Source organism: Mesorhizobium sp. L103C119B0 (assembly GCF_000502235.1).
Classification (GTDB): domain Bacteria; phylum Pseudomonadota; class Alphaproteobacteria; order Rhizobiales; family Rhizobiaceae; genus Mesorhizobium.
Window position 1 is genome coordinate 1 of record NZ_AYXE01000007.1, and the last position, 16,444, is coordinate 16,444.

Below are 16,444 nucleotides of genomic sequence, written 5' to 3' on the forward strand. Positions count from 1 at the left end.
TTCGAAAGCAGAATGTCTTTGACGGCAGCGCTGGTCGATTTACCTTCTGTCTTGGTCATGGTGGCGTTCCTTCCAGGGAATCGGTGACGTTGAACATCACCAGCCTGCCATGACCGCCCTCTCTCAGCGAATTTGCAGAACTCTCAGCACACTACCGCCGGCCATCTCCCCCGCAAGGAGGGAGATTGGCAGCTTTGACGCCTCGCCACCTCCGCAACATTGGAGATTGGCGAAAGCCTTCGCGACATCTGATCTCACCCCTTGCGGGGGAGATGTCCGGCAGGACAGAGGGGGGTGTGAAGGATCACGGCGGAGCAGATTCTTTATTCACCCAACGCTCCCTCCAGCGCCGCCACGCCGCTCACAATCGCTGTCCGCTCCTCTGTGCTCAGCCTCTCCAGCAACTCCCGTTCAAACGCCTTCGCCAGCGGCACCATTTCGCCATAGGCCGCCAGCCCCGCCTTCGTCAGCGCCAGATGCTCTACACGTCGATCGTTCTCGTCGGTTGTGCGTACCAGCCAGCGTCGCCGCTCGAGCTCGGCCACGGCGCGCGACACCTTGGTCTTGTGCATGGCCGCCTGTTCGCCAAGCGCTGTCGCCGTCATCGTGCCGCGCTGTCCGAGCCCTGACAGCGTGCGCCATTCCGGCCGCGTCAGGCCGTGACGGTCGCGGTAGATTTTTGAAAATTCTCGGCTGACAGCGTCGGCCAGCCGGTAAAGCCGGTAGGGCAGGAAATTTTCGAGTTCGAGGGTTTCCATATGCGCACCGTGGATGCGGCATCAGCCGTTGATAGTTACATTTTCGATGGTTACAAATGAAACCAGTTTGGTCAACATCGCCGGCAGGCCGCGCTTCGCGGCGGTCGGGATTAGGGAGGATCGGATGGAATTTTCCTACATGCCGGGCTTCGGCAATGATTTTGAGACCGAAACGCTGCCCGGCTCGCTGCCGCAAGGGCGCAATTCCCCGCAGCGGCCGGCTTACGGACTTTATGCCGAGCAGCTCTCGGGCTCGCCCTTCACCGCCCCGCGCGGCACCAATGAGCGCTCCTGGCTCTACCGCATCCGGCCGAGCGTAAAACACACCGGCCGCTTCAAGGCGGTGAGCTATCCCTTGTGGAAGACCGCCCCCAATGTCGGCGACCACGAACTGGCGCTCGGCCAGTACCGCTGGAACCCGGTGCCGATGCCGAAGGAGCCGACCGATTTCATTCAAGGGATGCGCACCATCACCACCGCCGGCGACGTGCTGGGCCAAAGCGGCATGGCGGCGCATGTCTATGTCGCCAACCGCTCGATGGTCGACGACCATTTCTTCAACGCCGACGGCGAGTTGCTGATTGTCCCCCAGGTCGGTGCCTTGCGCTTTGTCACCGAGATGGGCGTCATCGAGCTTCGGCCCGGCGAGATCGCCGTGCTGCCGCGCGGTCTGGTGTTCAAGGTCGAGCTCGCCGACAAGGAAGTGCGCGGCTATGTCTGCGAGAATTACGGCGCCAAGCTGACGCTGCCCGACCGCGGCCCGATCGGCGCCAACTGCCTGGCCAACCCACGCGACTTCAAGACGCCCAGCGCCTGGTTCGAGGAGAAGGAGACGCCGTGCCGGCTGACGGTGAAATGGTGCGGCAATTTCAACGTCACCGAGATCGGCCATTCGCCGCTCGACGTCGTCGCCTGGCACGGCAACTATGCGCCCTACAAATATGATCTGGCGACGTTTTCGCCGGTCGGCGCCATCCTGTTCGACCATCCCGATCCGTCGATCTTCACCGTGCTGACGGCGCCGAGCGGCGAGGAGGGCACCGCCAATATCGACTTCGTCATCTTCCCGCCGCGCTGGCTGGTGGCGGAAGACACGTTCCGGCCGCCCTGGTACCACCGCAACATCATGAGCGAGTTCATGGGCCTGATCCATGGCCAGTACGACGCCAAGGAAGAAGGCTTCGTGCCCGGAGGCATCAGCCTGCACAATCTGATGCTGGCCCACGGCCCCGACGCACCTGGCTTCGAAAAGGCCTCGCGCTCGGAGCTGAAACCGGTCAAGCTCGACAACACGATGGCCTTCATGTTCGAGACCCGATTCCCGCAAATGCTGACCCGCTACGGCGCCGAGCTTGAAACAAGGCAGGACAATTACATCGATTGCTGGACCGATCTGAAGAAGCGTTTCAACGGCACGCCGGAGGGCGACTGGTCTTGAGATCAGCCCAATGAACGACCGGCTGGTGCTTCTCGGCTCCAAGGGCGGCCCTGCGCTGCGGCCGGGCGGGCCGTGGCCGAGTTCGTCGCTGCTGGAGCTTGGCGGGCGGACCATCGTCGTCGATTGCGGGCTGGGTGTCACGCGTGGCCTGGTCGATGCCGGCGTCAGCCTGAAGGCGCTCGACCTGATCTTCGTCACCCATCTGCATTCCGATCATATGCTGGAACTGGGGGCGCTGCTCCACACCGCCTGGACCGCCGGTCTGGCCAATCCGGTGACGTTGTTCGGACCGCCCGGCACCGGCCATTACTGGCGGCGCTTCTGCCAGGCGATGGAGTTCGACATCGAGATCCGAATCGTCTACGAAGGCAGGCCGGACATCCGCGAACTGGTTTCGATCGTTGAATTCGGCGAAGGCCAGGTTTTCGCACAACGCGGCCTGAAGGTCTCGGCACTGCGCGTCGACCATCCACCGGTAACCGACTGTTTCGCGCTGCGGTTCGAGCATGGTGCGAATAGCGTCGTGTTCTCGGCCGACACAGCCTTCTTTCCGCCGCTCGCAGGCTTTGCCCGAAATGCCGACATTCTCGTCCATGAGGCCATGCTGGAAGAAGGCATCGAGCGGCTGGTCGCCAGGACCGGCAATGGCGCGCGGCTGAAAGAGCATCTGCTTGCCAGCCACTCATTTGCCGAGCAGGCAGGCCGCATCGCCAGCGATGCCGGGGTGAAGAGGCTGGTGCTCAACCACCTCATTCCGGCCGATGATCCCGAGATCGGCGAGGCCGACTGGGAGGCTGCTGTCAGGAAATCGTGGGTGGGTGACTTGACGACTGCCCGCGACGGCCTTGTTGTGAACTTAGACGGCGCCAAAGCCGCATCAGGAGAGGAAACCGCATGAAGCTTGCCACATTGAGGGACGGGACGCGCGACGGAAAGCTTGTCGTCGTCTCGCGCGACCTGACGCGCTTCACCGACGCCTCGTTCCTGGCGCGCACGCTGCAGGCCGCACTCGACGACTGGCAGCGGATTTCGCCGCACCTGGCGACGATCGCCGAATCGCTGGAGAACAATGCGGTGCCGTCGGCACGCTTCCATGAGCATGACGCCCATTCGCCGCTGCCGCGCGCCTATCAATGGGCCGATGGTTCTGCCTATGTGAACCACGTCGAGCTGGTGCGCAAAGCTCGCGGCGCCGAGATGCCGGCAAGCTTCTGGACCGATCCACTGATCTACCAGGGCGGCTCGGATTCCTTTATCGCGCCGCGCGATCCGATCCGCGCGGCGGACGAAGCCTTCGGCGTCGACATGGAGGCGGAAGTCGCCGTCATCGTCGACGACGTGCCGATGGGCGCCAGCCTCGACCAGGCGCGGGCCGCCATCCGGCTGGTCATGCTGGTCAACGATGTGACGCTGCGCGCGTTGACCGGCTCCGAACTCGCCAAGGGGTTTGGCTTCTTCCAGTCGAAGCCGTCCTCGGCTTTTTCGCCGGTGGCGGTGACGCCGGACGAACTCGGCGACGCCTGGGATGGCGGCAAGGTCAACCTGCCTCTGCTCGCCGACGTCAACGGCAAGCCGTTCGGCCGTGCCAATGCCGGCGTCGACATGACCTTCGACTTCCCGGCGCTGATTGCCCATGCCGCAAAGACACGGCCGCTGGTTGCCGGCACCATCATCGGCTCCGGCACCGTCTCCAACAAGCTGGATGGCGGGCCGGGCAAACCGGTGGCGGCCGGCGGCGCCGGCTATTCCTGCATCGCTGAACTGCGCATGATCGAGACCATTGAGTCTGGCGAGCCCAAGACGCCGTTCCTGCGCTTTGGCGATACGGTGCGTATCGAGATGAAGAATAAAAGCGGAAACTCGATCTTCGGCGCCATCGAGCAGAAGGTCGAGAAGTCCCAAGCATAAGAGGGGGCAATGCAATGACGGGCGTGGCGTTCTACCTGCTGGCCGGCGTCTGGGCGTCGGCCATTCTGATGGTCTTCATCCAGGCGATCCGGCTGAGCTACCGCATCGAGGCGCGCTCGCCCGATCTGACCAACCGCAGCGGCTACCCGCGCAAGGCGATGATGTTCCACACCATCACCAACACCAATGTGGCGCGGGACGAGGAGACGCAGGCGATGCGGCGGCGCATGAACCGGCTTTTGCTGATCGTTGTCGCCGGCTTCGCGGTGATGGCGGCTGGCATTGGCCTGATCAGACAATGAACGCGTGACCCTGCTCGAGCATTTCAGCCGCATGGCCGGCAACAATCTCTGGTCGAACGACCGGCTCTATCGCGCCGTGCTGCAGCTAAAGCCCGGCGAATTCGAAGCCGAACGCACCAGCTTCTTCCCGTCGATCAAGGCAACGCTCAACCACATCCTTGCGGTCGATCATCTCTATCTCGATTTTCTCGAAGAAGGCGGCGTCGGTGCGGCCGCTTATGACGACTACGTGCCGTTCGATGTGCCGCAGGCGCTGTTTGCCGCCCAGGTCGCAGCAGATCGACGCCTAATCGACTTTTGCGAGAAGCTGTCGGAGGCGGATCTCGGCCGTCAGGTCATCACCGACCGGCGCGAGGACGGCATGATCCCCGAAAAAATCGGCGACATTCTCGCCCATGTCTTCCTGCACGATATCCATCATCGCGGCCAGGTGCACGCGATGCTCTCGGGCAGCTCGGTCGCGCCGCCGCAGCTGGACGAGTTTTTGCTCGATTATGATTTGAAGGTGAGGAAAGAAGAGGTCGAGCGGTTGGGCCTCTGACCTTTATCTAGTGTACTCGTTCCATTCAGGGCCGAGTTTGTCGAAATCGTCAGAAATCCAAATCTTGCCCTTCAGGGCACCTATGCGCGACAACAAGTCTTCTCGAACTGGTGGCACGAGCCGCGCCGCGATCTTGCCGTGACGAGTGATGACTATCTCCTCGCCGGCCTCCGCGCGGCCGACGAGTTCCGTTAGTTTGGCCTTTGCTTCGGCTATGGAGACGTTCACGGCTTGAGCCTTTTTATCGAAACTTAGATCAAGGCCGATCGAGCCGCAAACGGGGGTTCAGGCCGCCTTGCCGTCGACCTTGATCACGCCGCGCTTGATCTGGTCCTGCTCGATCGACTCGAACAGCGCGCGGAAATTGCCTTCGCCAAAACCTTCGTCGCCCTTCCTCTGGATGAATTCGAAGAAGATCGGGCCGATCACGGTTTTGGAGAATATCTGCAGCAGGATCTTGGTCATGCCGCCGTCGACCACGCCTTCGCCGTCGATCAGGATGCCGTGCTTCTTCATCCGCTCGATCGGCTCGTCATGCCCGTTCACCCTGTTGTACGACATGTCGTAGTAGGTCTCCGGCGGACCGGGCATGAACTTCAGCCCATTGTCGGCAAGCTTGTCGGTGGCGGCGTAGATGTCGTCGGTCCCGACGGCGATATGCTGGATGCCTTCGCCATTGTACTTCTTCAGGTATTCGGCGATCTGGCTGGTGTCGTCCTTGGATTCATTTAGCGGAATGCGGATCTTGCCGCAGGGCGAGGTGATGGCGCGGCTGACGAGGCCGGTGATCTTGCCGTCGATGTCGAAGAAATGGATCTGCTTGAAGCCGAACAATTCGCGATAAAAGTCCCACCATTTGTCCATCTGGCCGCGATAGACATTGTGGGTGAGGTGGTCGAGGAAATAGAAGCCGACGCCTTGCGGCCGCGGGTCGCGTTCGCCCAGCCACTCGAACTCGGCATCATAGGCCGAGCCCTTCTTGCCATAGGCTTCGATGAAATAGAGCAGCGAGCCGCCAATGCCGACAATGGCCGGCACGTCGAGCGCCTTGTCGTTGCCGTCGTAGGGCGTGGCGCCTTTCGATACCGCATGCTCGAATGCGTGCTTGGCATCGACAACACGCCAGGCCATCGAGGCGGCGCAAGGGCCGTGCTTGTCGACGAACTTCATCGCATGCGAGCCCGGTTCGGCATTGACGACATAGTTGATATCGCCCTGGCGCCAGACGGTGATGTCCTTCGTGCGGTGCTTGGCCACCGCGACATAGCCCATGCGGGTGAACAGCTCGGCGAGCTTCTGCGGCTCCGCATGGGCGAACTCGACGAACTCGAAACCGTCGGTGCCGGCGGGGTTTTCCTTGCTGATCTTGGCGGGCGGGGCGTCGTGCGGAAAGGGACCCATGGCATTGCTCCAAAACTGGCGGTGGCCGCAGCGGACCACGTGCAATCATAACGCGGAGCGGCTGCACGGTGCTTGCATTCAAACGCTTGAAATGATCAGATCGTGCGTGAATTGTGCACAAACGGGCCAAAGATCATGAATGAGACGCGCATCGATCAGTTCGACCGCAAGATAATGGCACTTCTGCAGGGCGATGCGCGGCTGACCAACAACGACCTGTCGGAGCGGGTGAACCTCTCCGCCTCCCAATGCTCGCGCCGCCGCCAGCGGTTGGAAGAGGACGGCTATATCAAGGGCTACCGGGCGGTGCTCGATCGCGACAAGCTCGGCTTCTCGCTGGTCAATGTCATCTCGGTGACATTGGCCACCCACAACCGCGACAATGCGCGGCGCTTCGGCGAATTGCTGGCGCGGCTGCCGGAAGTGCAGGAGGCGCACGCGCTGACCGGTGAGATGGACTACATCTTGAAAGTGGTGACCCCCGATCTGAAATCGCTGTCGGAATTCGTCAACGGCGTGCTGTTGCCGCACGACTCCGTGCAGCATGTAAAGACCGCGATCGTGCTGGAGACGCTGAAGGAGACCGGGGCGCTGCCGATCTAGTTTGAGAGAGTTTCAGTTGATACGTCGGCGGGACAGCACCCCCCTCTGGCCTGCCGGCCATCTCTCCCGCAAGGAGGGAGATCAGCAGCTTTGTCGATAGCGCTCATCCTGCAACGTCGGCGATTGGCGAAAAGCGAAGGCGACATCCGATCTCCCCCCTTGCGGGGGAGATGTCCGGCAGGACAGAGGGGGTGTGAGGGATCGCCAGCGCCTCAGGATGCTCACCCCTTGGACTGCTGGATCAGCCCGTAGAGATTGGTGCAGCGCGCGCCGGAGCGGCAATAGGCAAACACCGGGCCTTCGAGCGCGTCGAGCGCTTCGGCCTGGTCCTCGACATTCTCGGCCGTGATCTGGCCGCTGATTACCGGGATGTAGCGGAAGGCCAGCCCCGCGGCTTCGACCGCCGCCTTGACGCTGTCGGCCGAAGGCTGGTCGGGCTGCTCGTCATCCGGCCGGTTGCAGATCACGCTCTTGAAACCGGCTTCCTTGATGGCGGCGGCATCTTCGGGCTGGATCTGGCCCGAGACCGAATAGTCCTCGCTGATTTCTCGATGTTCCATGGCTCTCATCCTCTCAACCTGGTTTGGCGCGAAGTCTTGCCACTCTCACACGAGGTCGGCAATCCGCGCCGGAAAGAAATACCTCGGCGCAGATAGACATTTGCGGTCCAAGATCCAACCCAGGCTCAAGAGGTTTCGCGCTGTTGGCCTTGCCCGAAGCCGGCAGCGACTCTAAACAGGCGCACCGACAAACGAAGGAACCATCCCATGAGCATTCGTCGCATCGATGTTGGCCCGCGCATGAGCCAGATCGTCATCCACGGCAACACCGTCTATCTCGCCGGCCAGGTCGGAACGCCCGGCGCCAGCGTTGGCGAACAGACGAGGTCGATCCTCGCATCTATCGACGAACTGCTGGCCAAGGCCGGCACCGACAAGACCAAGATCCTGCAGGCGATCATCTGGCTGGCCGATATGGGCACCTTCGCCGAGATGAACAAGGAATGGGACAAGTGGGTCCCGCAAGGCAACACGCCCGCCCGCGCCACGGGTGAGGCCAAGCTTGCAGGGCCGGAATATGTGGTCGAGATTATTGTTACGGCTGCGATTTAAAGTGCAGCCTTCTACCTCCCCCTTGTGGGGAGGTCGGACCGAAGGTCCGGGTGGGGNCCCCCACCCCGCTGCTTCGCAGCGACCCTCCCCACAAGGGGGAGGGTAAATAAGCTACCCCTGCGAAGGCCTGAACCGCGCCACCAGCGTGTGGCTCTCCGCGGCGTAGGTGAACCTCACCTGCGTCACCGGGTGCTCGGCGCCCCAGGTCCGGCGCTCGACCACCAGGCAGGGCGCGCCGGCGGCGATGTCGAGCGATTCGGCAATGTGCCTGTCGGCCGCGACCGCGCGGATACGGTGCTCTGCCTCGCTCCACGGCACGCGCCCGATCAGCCAAGGGCCGGGGGCAATGTCGAGAAACTCCTCCTCGGCGGCTTCCGCGACGGCGGCCAGATTGATCAGCCGCTGTTCGTGCGCGAACGGCCGCTTGCCGGCAAAATGCCGGCATTCCAGCGCCAGCACCTGTCCAGCCGCTCCCAATTCCAGCAAGGCGCGATCCTCGGCGCTGCTGCGCCTTTTCTGCCGCGCCATGCGCTCATAGCGATAGGCCAGCCCAAGCGCTTCGACCTCGATCCTGATGTCGTGAATTTCCAGCACCGCGGCCTGCGACTGCGGCTGGCGGACAAAGCTGCCCGAACGGCGGCGGCGCTCTATCAGCCCGGCCTTGGCCAGTTGCGACAGCGCCTTGTTCACCGTCATGCGCGAGCAATTGTATTCGCCCGTCAACTCGTGCTCGAACGGGATGCGGTGACCCGGCGCCCAGGCGCCGGACATTATTTTCTCGCTGATGTCGGACAGGATGCGCTGGTGCAGCGAACCGCCGCCTTCCACCGCCGCTGTCTCTGATATGCTCATGCCGAAAGCGCCGTCATCACATGGCGAAAGCGCTCGGCGATCGTCTCACGCGCTGCATGCCGGCCGCCGCTGACCTGTTTTTTTCCGTGCACCCAGACGCAATCGACCTTGCCGCCATTGGCAAAGATCCAGGCGTCGAGGATCGCATCGCCACTTTTTCCGGCCAGCGAAGGATGGTTTTCGTCGAGGGAGACGAAATCAGCCGCGGCGCCGGCGGCGATCCGCGACGGGCCGGCGCCGAGTGCGGTGCTGCCGCCATCGAGGGCGGCGTCGAACAGAGCCCGCCCGGTCGAGCCGCCGGCCACCGCCAGCACATTGCGGGCGCGGTGTGCGAGGCGCTGCGAATATTCGAGCTGGCGCAATTCATCCGGCAGGCCGATCAGCACGTTGGAATCCGAGCCGACGCCGAAGCGGCCGCCATGTTCGATGAACAGAGGTGCTGAAAAGGTGCCGTCGCCGAGATTGGCCTCGGTGATCGGGCAAAGCCCGGCAATGGCGCCGCTTCTGGCCATGCCGGTTGTCTCAGCCTCGGTCATGTGGGTGGCGTGAATCAGGCACCAACGCTTGTCGATCCCGGCATTGGCGAGCAGCCATTCGACCGGTCGCGCACCCGACCACGCCAGGCAATCCTCGACCTCCTTCACCTGCTCGGCGACATGGATGTGGATCGGTCCGTCCGGCGCAATGGCGGCAACAGCGCTGAGTTCCTCCGGCGCCGCGGCGCGCAGGCTGTGCGGGGCGACGCCGACGACAGCCTGATTCAACGCACGAACCGATTCGCGGCTTTTCTCAAGCAAGCGCTCGAACCGATTCACATCGTTGATGAATCGCCGCTGGCCTTCGTTGGGCGCAGCGCCGCCGAAGGAAGAATGGGCATAAAACACCGGCAGCAGCGTCAGGCCGATACCGGTCTCGCCAGCCGCGGCGGCAATGCGCTCGGCCATCTCGGCAAGGTTGGCGTAGGGTTTTCCGTCACGATCGTGATGGAGATAGTGGAACTCGCCAACGCGTGAGAACCCGGCCTCCAGCATTTCGACATAAAGCTGGGCGGCGACCGCCTCGACCTGATCCGGCGTCATCGACAGCGCGAAGCGGTACATCACCTCGCGCCAGCTCCAGAAGCTGTCGGCGGAGGGACCGCGCAGTTCGGCAAGCCCGGCCATGCCGCGCTGGAAGGCGTGGCTGTGCAGGTTCGGCATGCCGGGGACCAGAATGGCGTGGCGTTCGTCACCGCTCCGCGGCGACGTGTCGACTTCGACGGTTGCGATGCGACCGTCCGTGACGACGATCCGCACCTTGTCATGCCAGCCATCGGTCAGCAGCGCCTGTTCCGCAAAGATCGCCGTCACGTTTTTCTCCGAATTCCATAAACAATGCACTTGCAGCGCGTTTCAATATGTATATACATAATCGCCATCCAAGCAACGGAAAAAGATGATGGCGGCACAAGACAAAAGCCGGGCAGGGGGCCTTCAGCTTTGGCGTGATGCGCGCCTGGCAACCATGGCCGAAGGCGTTGCCGGACTTGGCATCGTCGAAAAGGGCGCGATCGTCTCCCGTGACGGCATCATCGTCTATGCCGGCCCGGAAGCCGACATGCCGTCAGCGTTGGCTCAGGGCGGCGAGACTACCGATTGCGAAGGCCGCTGGATCACGCCCGGCCTGATCGACTGCCACACCCATCTCGTCCATGCCGGCAACCGTGCCAACGAGTTCGAGATGCGGCTGGCCGGCGCCACCTATGAAGAAGTCGCCCGTGCCGGCGGCGGCATCGTCTCCTCGGTCAAATCCCTGCGTGCCGCGAGCGAAGACGCACTGGTTGCGCAGACGCTGCCACGCCTCGATGCGCTGATGGCCGAGGGCGTCACCACGGTAGAGGTAAAGTCGGGTTACGGGCTCGATCTCGAACATGAACAGAAGTCGCTTCGCGCCGCGCGGCAGCTGGACAAGCAACGCCCGGTCACGGTCCGCACCACCTTCCTCGGCGCGCATGCGCTGCCGCCGGAAGCAAAAGGCGACAAGGACGCTTTTGTCGATCTCGTCGCCAACACCATCCTCCCCGGAATCGCCGCCGAGGGCCTGGCTGACGCCGTCGACGGCTTTTGCGAGGGCATTGCCTTTTCGCCGGAACAGATTGCCCGCGTCTTCGACAAGGCCAAGGCGCTTGGCCTGCCGGTCAAACTCCATGCCGACCAGTTGTCCAACCTGCATGGCGCCGAACTCGCCGCCCGCTATGGCGCGCTGTCGGCCGACCATCTCGAATACACCGACGAGGCCGGCGCCGCAGCGATGGCCAAGGCCGGCACCGTGGCGACCATCCTGCCCGGCGCCTACTATTTCATCCGCGAAACCAGGAAGCCGCCGGTCGGCCTGTTCCGCCAGCACGGCGTCAAGATGGCGGTCGCCACCGACAACAATCCCGGGACGTCGCCGCTGACCTCGCTGTTGCTGACCATGAACATGGCAGCGACGCTTTTCGGCCTGACCGTCGAGGAATGCCTGGCCGGCACCACTCGCGAGGCTGCCCGCGCGCTTGGGCTGCTTGGCAAGACCGGCACGCTTGAGGCAGGAAAATCCGCCGACCTGGCGATCTGGGACATCGAGCGTCCGGCCGAACTCGTCTACCGCATGGGCTTCAACCCGCTCCATGCCCGCATCTGGAGAGGACAATGACCGAACTTAACCTGAAGCCCGGCAATGCGACGCTGGCCGACTGGCGCGCTATCTATCGTGGCGCCATGCCGAAGCTCGACGCCTCCTGCCGGCCAAAAATCAAGGCCAGCGCCGAGGCAGTCGCCCGCATCGTCGCCAAGGGTGAGCCGGTCTACGGCATCAACACCGGCTTCGGCAAACTGGCCAGCGTCCGCATTCCGGCCGAGGATCTAGAGACCCTGCAACGCAACATCGTTTTGTCGCATGCCGCCGGTGTCGGCGAGCCGATGCCGGTTTCGGTGGTTCGGCTGATGATGGCGCTGAAGCTCGCCAGCCTTGCGCAGGGCGCGTCGGGCGTACGGCCGCAAACCATCGAGTTGCTGGAATCGATGCTGGCCAACGACGTCATCCCCATGGTGCCGGCGCAGGGCTCGGTCGGCGCCTCCGGCGATCTCGCGCCGCTGTCGCACATGACGGCGGTGATGATCGGCGTCGGCGAATGCTTTACACCGCATGGCCGCTTCCCGGCCAAGGTCGCTTTCGTCTCGCACGGCCTGGAGCCCGTGACGCTCGGCGCCAAGGAAGGTCTGGCGCTGCTCAACGGCACGCAGTTTTCCACCGCCTACGCGCTGGCCGCTCTGTTCGAGGCCGAAGTGCTGTATCAGTCGGCGCTGGTCGCCGGGGCGCTGTCGACCGACGCTGCCAAGGGCTCGGACGCGCCCTTCGATCGGCGCATCCATCTCCTGCGCAAACATCCCGGCCAGATCGAGACGGCGGAAGCGCTGCGCAACCTGATGGCCGGCAGCGCCATTCGTGAATCGCACCGCGTCGGCGATGAGCGCGTGCAGGATCCGTACTGCCTGCGCTGCCAGCCGCAGGTGATGGGTGCGGCGCTCAACGTGCTGCGCCAGGCCGCCGATACGCTCGGCACCGAGGCCAATGGCGTCACCGACAATCCGCTGATCTTCGCCGAGGACGATACTGCGCTGTCCGGCGGCAATTTCCACGCCGAGCCGGTGGCTTTCGCTGCCGACATGATCGCGCTTGCCGTCTGCGAGATCGGCTCGCTGTCGGAGCGCCGCATCGCCATGCTGGTAGACCCCGCGCTGTCCGGCATGCCGGCCTTCCTGACGCCGAAGCCCGGCCTGAACTCCGGCTTCATGATCCCGCAGGTGACGGCGGCGGCGCTCGTCTCTGAGAACAAGCAGAAGGCCTATCCGGCAAGTGTCGATTCCATCCCGACCTCGGCCAACCAGGAAGACCATGTCTCGATGGCCGCACACGGCGCTCGCCGGCTGATCGGCATGATCGAAAACGCCACGGCCGTCATCGGCATCGAACTCCTGGCCGCCGCGCAAGGCTGCGATTTCCATGCGCCGCTGGCGTCGAGTGCAGCTCTGGAAGCGGTTCGTAAGCTGGTCCGCGCCGAGGTGCCGCATCTCGACAATGACCGGCATTTCCACCCTGACATGGAAAAAGCCATCGCCATGGTGCGCAGCGGCGCTGCCATCAAGGCTGCGAGCGCGGTGACATTGCCTTCGATCTCGGGAGTCTGACATGACCGACTGGCTGACAGTGACGGAAGGCACGGCACCCCTGTTGGTGTCCATCCCGCACACGGGTATCGATCTCGCCGGCATCGACAATCGGCTGGTCTCGCCCTGGCTCGGCCGCCGCGATTGCGACTGGTGGATCGACAATCTCTACGATTTTGCCGCCGGCCTTGGCGCGACTGTCGTGCACACGTCGATCTCGCGCACCGTCATCGATGTCAACCGCGATCCTTCCGGCGCCTCGCTCTATCCCGGGCAGACGACAACGACGCTATGCCCGACCGAGACCTTCGACGGCGATCCGCTGTATCTGCCCGGCGCGGAACCGACGCCATCGGAGATAGACCAGCGCCGCATAGCGTATTTCGTGCCCTACCATGAAATGCTGGCGGCTCAGTCCGTCAGGCTGCGCGGCCTGCATGAGAAGGTCGTCATTTACGATTGCCACTCGATCCGGTCGGTGCTGCCGCGCCTGTTCTACGGCACGCTGCCGGTGTTCAATCTCGGCACCAATGACGGCCAGACCGCGGATCCTACGCTGCAGGCGCTGGTTGGCCAGATCATGGCCGAGAGCGGTGAAAGCAATGTCATCAACGGCCGTTTCAAGGGTGGCTGGATCACCCGCTATTTCGGCAATCCGCAAGGCGGCTACCATGCGCTGCAGATGGAACTTGCCGATCGCGGCTATTTGCGCGAGCCCGAGGGCAAGGGCGAACCGGACAATTGGCCGGTGCCTTATGATGCCGAGTTCGCCGCGCCGATGCGCGCCACACTGACGAAAATCCTCGAATCCGCCATTGACTGGGCCGGGCGCTGAGACGCCGCCTTACTCCAAAGGGACAATGATGAACAATCCTCGCCACAACATCCGCGAAGTGCGCGCGCCCCGCGGCGACAAGCTCAACGCCAAATACTGGACGACCGAAGCGCCGCTGCGCATGCTGATGAACAACCTCGATCCCGATGTCGCCGAAAACCCCAATGAGCTCGTCGTCTATGGCGGCATCGGCCGGGCCGCGCGCACCTGGAACGATTTCGACAGCATCGTCGCCTCGTTGAAGACCCTCAATGAAGACGAGACGCTGCTGGTCCAGTCCGGCAAGCCGGTCGGCGTCTTCCGGACGCACACCGATGCGCCGCGCGTGCTGATCGCCAACTCCAACATCGTGCCGCATTGGGCGACCTGGGACAAATTCAACGAACTCGATAAAAAAGGCCTGATGATGTACGGCCAGATGACGGCCGGCTCCTGGATCTATATCGGCACGCAAGGCATCGTGCAGGGCACCTACGAGACCTTCGTCGAGGCCGGCCGCCAGCACTACAATGGCAACCTTACGGGCAAATGGATCCTGACCGGCGGCCTCGGCGGCATGGGCGGCGCCCAGCCGCTTGCCGCCGTCATGGCCGGCGCCTGCTGCCTCGCCATCGAATGCAATCCGGACTCGATCGATTTCCGGCTGCGCACCCGCTATGTCGACGAGAAGGCCGAGACGCTCGACGAAGCGATGGAAATGATCGAGCGCTGGACCAAGGCCGGCGAGGCGAAGTCGGTCGGCCTGCTCGGCAATGCGGCCGACATCGTGCCGGAAATGTTCAAGCGGGGCATCCGCCCCGACATGGTCACCGACCAGACCTCGGCGCATGACCCGATTAACGGCTATCTGCCCAAGGGCTGGACGATAGCTGAGTGGCGCGAGAAGCGCGTCTCCGATCCCAAGGCTGTCGAGAAGGCCGCCCGCGCCTCAATGCGCGAGCATGTCGAGGCGATGGTCGCGTTCTGGAATGCCGGCGTGCCGACGCTCGACTATGGCAACAACATCCGCCAGGTCGCCAAGGACGAAGGCTTCGAGAACGCCTTTGCCTTCCCGGGTTTCGTGCCGGCCTATATAAGGCCGCTGTTCTGCCGTGGCATCGGCCCGTTCCGCTGGGCTGCTCTTTCGGGCGATCCCGAGGATATCTACAAGACGGACGCCAAGGTGCGCGAACTCACCCCCGGCAACACCCATCTGCACAACTGGCTGGACATGGCACGTGAGCGCATCGCCTTCCAGGGCCTGCCGGCGCGCATCTGCTGGGTCGGCCTCGGCGACCGCCACAGGCTGGGCCTCGCCTTCAACGAAATGGTGGCCAGGGGCGAACTGAAGGCGCCCGTCGTCATCGGCCGCGATCACCTCGATTCCGGCTCGGTCGCTTCGCCGAACCGCGAGACGGAAGCGATGAAGGACGGCTCCGACGCCGTCTCCGACTGGCCGCTGCTCAATGCGTTGCTCAACACCGCGTCGGGCGCGACCTGGGTGTCGCTGCATCATGGCGGCGGCGTCGGCATGGGCTTCTCGCAGCATGCCGGCATGGTCATCGTCGCCGACGGCACGCCGGACGCCGCAAGGCGCCTGGAGCGCGTGTTGTGGAACGATCCGGCGACCGGCGTCATGCGCCACGCCGATGCCGGCTACGACATCGCCATCGAGTGCGCGAAGGAGCACCAGCTCAATCTGCCCGGTATTCTAGGCTGATTGGCTTAAATGATGCGCATCCTATGGGCCGCCGACTACCGGGTCATGCCGTGGAAGAATGGCGGCGGCACGACCACCGAGATCGCCGTCTCGCCGGACGGCGCCGGGCTGGACGATTTCGACTGGCGCGTTTCGATGGCGCGAGTCGAGGATAGCGGGCCGTTCTCGGGCTTTGCCGGCGTCGACCGCACGCTGGCCGTGCTGGAAGGCGAGGGCATCGTCCTCGACATTGCTGGCCGGCGGCCGGCCGAAGTGACGGCGGCTTCCGCCCCGCTGTCCTTTCCGGCCGATGTGCCGACTACGGCCGCGCTGATCTCCGGTCCGATCACCGACCTCAACGTCATGACCCGCCGCGGGCGGGCAACGCACTCGGTCCAGCGTCTGATGGTTTCGGTTCCGACCGATATCCGGCCGACCAGCGCTATGACCCTGATCCTGCCGTTCGACGGTGAGGTCGGCGTGACGGGCGCGACATCGTCGCGCCTTGGACCTCGCGACACGCTGTTGCTCGGACCGCAGGCCGCGAAACTGCGGCTTGAACCGGTGCGGCCGACGATCGTGTTCGTCGTCCGTATAGCCAGCCTGGGCTAGCCGCACCGCCAGCACAACGATTAACGCCTGTTGCCAAACATGATCGCACGCCGGAGAAATCTGGCGTAAGCTGTTGTCTGGATCACGAAAAAGCCCGAATCCTTCCGTCGTTCCAAGGCGGACGGGAGGGCAGGGGTGCTCGTCCTTAAGTTGTCGAAAGCCCCACTTAAAATGTCGAAGGGATAACGCCTCTGGCGTGGTGCGAAGCAAAACTTTC

At 63.6% G+C, this 16,444-nt stretch carries 18 protein-coding genes; 12 read left to right on the forward strand and 6 right to left on the reverse strand.

The features are described 5' to 3' along the window. Positions 1–323: 323 nt before the first annotated feature. A complete protein-coding gene (locus tag X728_RS153435) occupies positions 324–758 on the reverse strand; it encodes a MarR family transcriptional regulator (protein WP_023831543.1) in 435 nt (144 codons plus the stop codon). 124 nt (positions 759–882) lie between these two features. Between X728_RS153435 and hmgA the strand changes: the two genes are divergently transcribed. From hmgA to X728_RS153410, 5 genes are read left to right on the forward strand one after another with little or no spacing between them, the layout of a single operon-like run. Beyond that, complete coding sequence (gene hmgA / locus X728_RS153430; RefSeq protein WP_023831544.1) at positions 883–2,196, forward strand: homogentisate 1,2-dioxygenase; 1,314 nt, start codon at positions 883–885, stop codon at positions 2,194–2,196. Between the two features lie 10 nt (positions 2,197–2,206). Beyond that, positions 2,207–3,094, forward strand: coding sequence for an MBL fold metallo-hydrolase (locus X728_RS153425; protein WP_023831545.1), 888 nt, complete (start codon positions 2,207–2,209; stop codon positions 3,092–3,094). Then, a complete protein-coding gene (locus X728_RS153420; RefSeq protein WP_023831546.1) occupies positions 3,091–4,104 on the forward strand; it encodes a fumarylacetoacetate hydrolase family protein in 1,014 nt (337 codons plus the stop codon). Before X728_RS153425 ends, X728_RS153420 begins: the two co-directional genes overlap by 4 nt. Before the next feature lie 14 nt (positions 4,105–4,118). Beyond that, positions 4,119–4,406: a hypothetical protein gene (locus tag X728_RS153415; RefSeq protein ID WP_023831547.1), complete on the forward strand. Its 288-nt coding sequence runs from the start codon at positions 4,119–4,121 to the stop codon at positions 4,404–4,406. A gap of 4 nt (positions 4,407–4,410) precedes the next feature. Then, entirely contained in the window at positions 4,411–4,947 is a 537-nt protein-coding gene (locus tag X728_RS153410) for a DinB family protein (RefSeq protein ID WP_023831548.1), read from the forward strand. A gap of 3 nt (positions 4,948–4,950) precedes the next feature. Here X728_RS153410 and X728_RS153405 read toward each other — a convergent pair whose 3' ends face one another. Continuing rightward, on the reverse strand, positions 4,951–5,175 hold the full coding sequence (locus X728_RS153405; RefSeq protein ID WP_023831549.1) for a type II toxin-antitoxin system prevent-host-death family antitoxin: 225 nt from the start codon (positions 5,173–5,175) through the stop codon (positions 4,951–4,953). Between the two features lie 57 nt (positions 5,176–5,232). Continuing rightward, on the reverse strand, positions 5,233–6,348 hold the full coding sequence (gene hppD, locus X728_RS153400; RefSeq protein WP_023694412.1) for a 4-hydroxyphenylpyruvate dioxygenase: 1,116 nt from the start codon (positions 6,346–6,348) through the stop codon (positions 5,233–5,235). Positions 6,349–6,483: 135 nt separating this feature from the next. Here hppD and X728_RS153395 point away from each other — a divergent pair, with 135 nt between their 5' ends. Then, positions 6,484–6,951, forward strand: a complete 468-nt coding sequence (locus X728_RS153395) for an Lrp/AsnC family transcriptional regulator (RefSeq protein ID WP_023689628.1) — start codon at positions 6,484–6,486, stop codon at positions 6,949–6,951. Between the two features lie 221 nt (positions 6,952–7,172). Here the strand turns inward: X728_RS153395 and X728_RS153390 are convergent, their stop codons facing one another. Next, a complete protein-coding gene (locus tag X728_RS153390; RefSeq protein WP_023831550.1) occupies positions 7,173–7,511 on the reverse strand; it encodes a TIGR01244 family sulfur transferase in 339 nt (112 codons plus the stop codon). Between the two features lie 207 nt (positions 7,512–7,718). Between X728_RS153390 and X728_RS153385 the strand changes: the two genes are divergently transcribed. After that, on the forward strand, positions 7,719–8,063 hold the full coding sequence (locus X728_RS153385) for a RidA family protein (RefSeq protein WP_023682919.1): 345 nt from the start codon (positions 7,719–7,721) through the stop codon (positions 8,061–8,063). Positions 8,064–8,174: 111 nt separating this feature from the next. On the opposite strand, the gene hutC is transcribed toward X728_RS153385, so the two are convergent. Then, positions 8,175–8,915, reverse strand: coding sequence for a histidine utilization repressor (hutC, locus tag X728_RS153380; protein WP_023831551.1), 741 nt, complete (start codon positions 8,913–8,915; stop codon positions 8,175–8,177). Further along, positions 8,912–10,264 carry a formimidoylglutamate deiminase gene (locus X728_RS153375; protein WP_023831552.1) on the reverse strand — a complete coding sequence of 451 codons (1,353 nt, stop codon included), beginning with the start codon at positions 10,262–10,264 and terminating at the stop codon, positions 8,912–8,914. The genes hutC and X728_RS153375 overlap by 4 nt, the downstream gene beginning before the upstream one ends. Positions 10,265–10,352: 88 nt before the next feature. On the opposite strand from X728_RS153375, the gene hutI reads away from it, so the two are divergent. From hutI to X728_RS153350, 5 genes are read left to right on the forward strand one after another with little or no spacing between them, the layout of a single operon-like run. Beyond that, positions 10,353–11,588, forward strand: coding sequence for an imidazolonepropionase (hutI, locus tag X728_RS153370; RefSeq protein WP_023831553.1), 1,236 nt, complete (start codon positions 10,353–10,355; stop codon positions 11,586–11,588). Next, entirely contained in the window at positions 11,585–13,123 is a 1,539-nt protein-coding gene (gene hutH, locus X728_RS153365) for a histidine ammonia-lyase (protein ID WP_023689633.1), read from the forward strand. Before hutI ends, hutH begins: the two co-directional genes overlap by 4 nt. 1 nt (position 13,124) lies before the next feature. Beyond that, a complete protein-coding gene (hutG, locus tag X728_RS153360; RefSeq protein WP_023831554.1) occupies positions 13,125–13,937 on the forward strand; it encodes an N-formylglutamate deformylase in 813 nt (270 codons plus the stop codon). A gap of 25 nt (positions 13,938–13,962) precedes the next feature. Further along, positions 13,963–15,636 (forward strand): urocanate hydratase, encoded by a 1,674-nt coding sequence (gene hutU, locus X728_RS153355; protein ID WP_196815078.1) that lies wholly within the window; start codon positions 13,963–13,965, stop codon positions 15,634–15,636. A gap of 12 nt (positions 15,637–15,648) precedes the next feature. After that, complete coding sequence (locus X728_RS153350) at positions 15,649–16,227, forward strand: HutD family protein (protein WP_023831555.1); 579 nt, start codon at positions 15,649–15,651, stop codon at positions 16,225–16,227. Positions 16,228–16,444 lie beyond the last annotated feature (217 nt).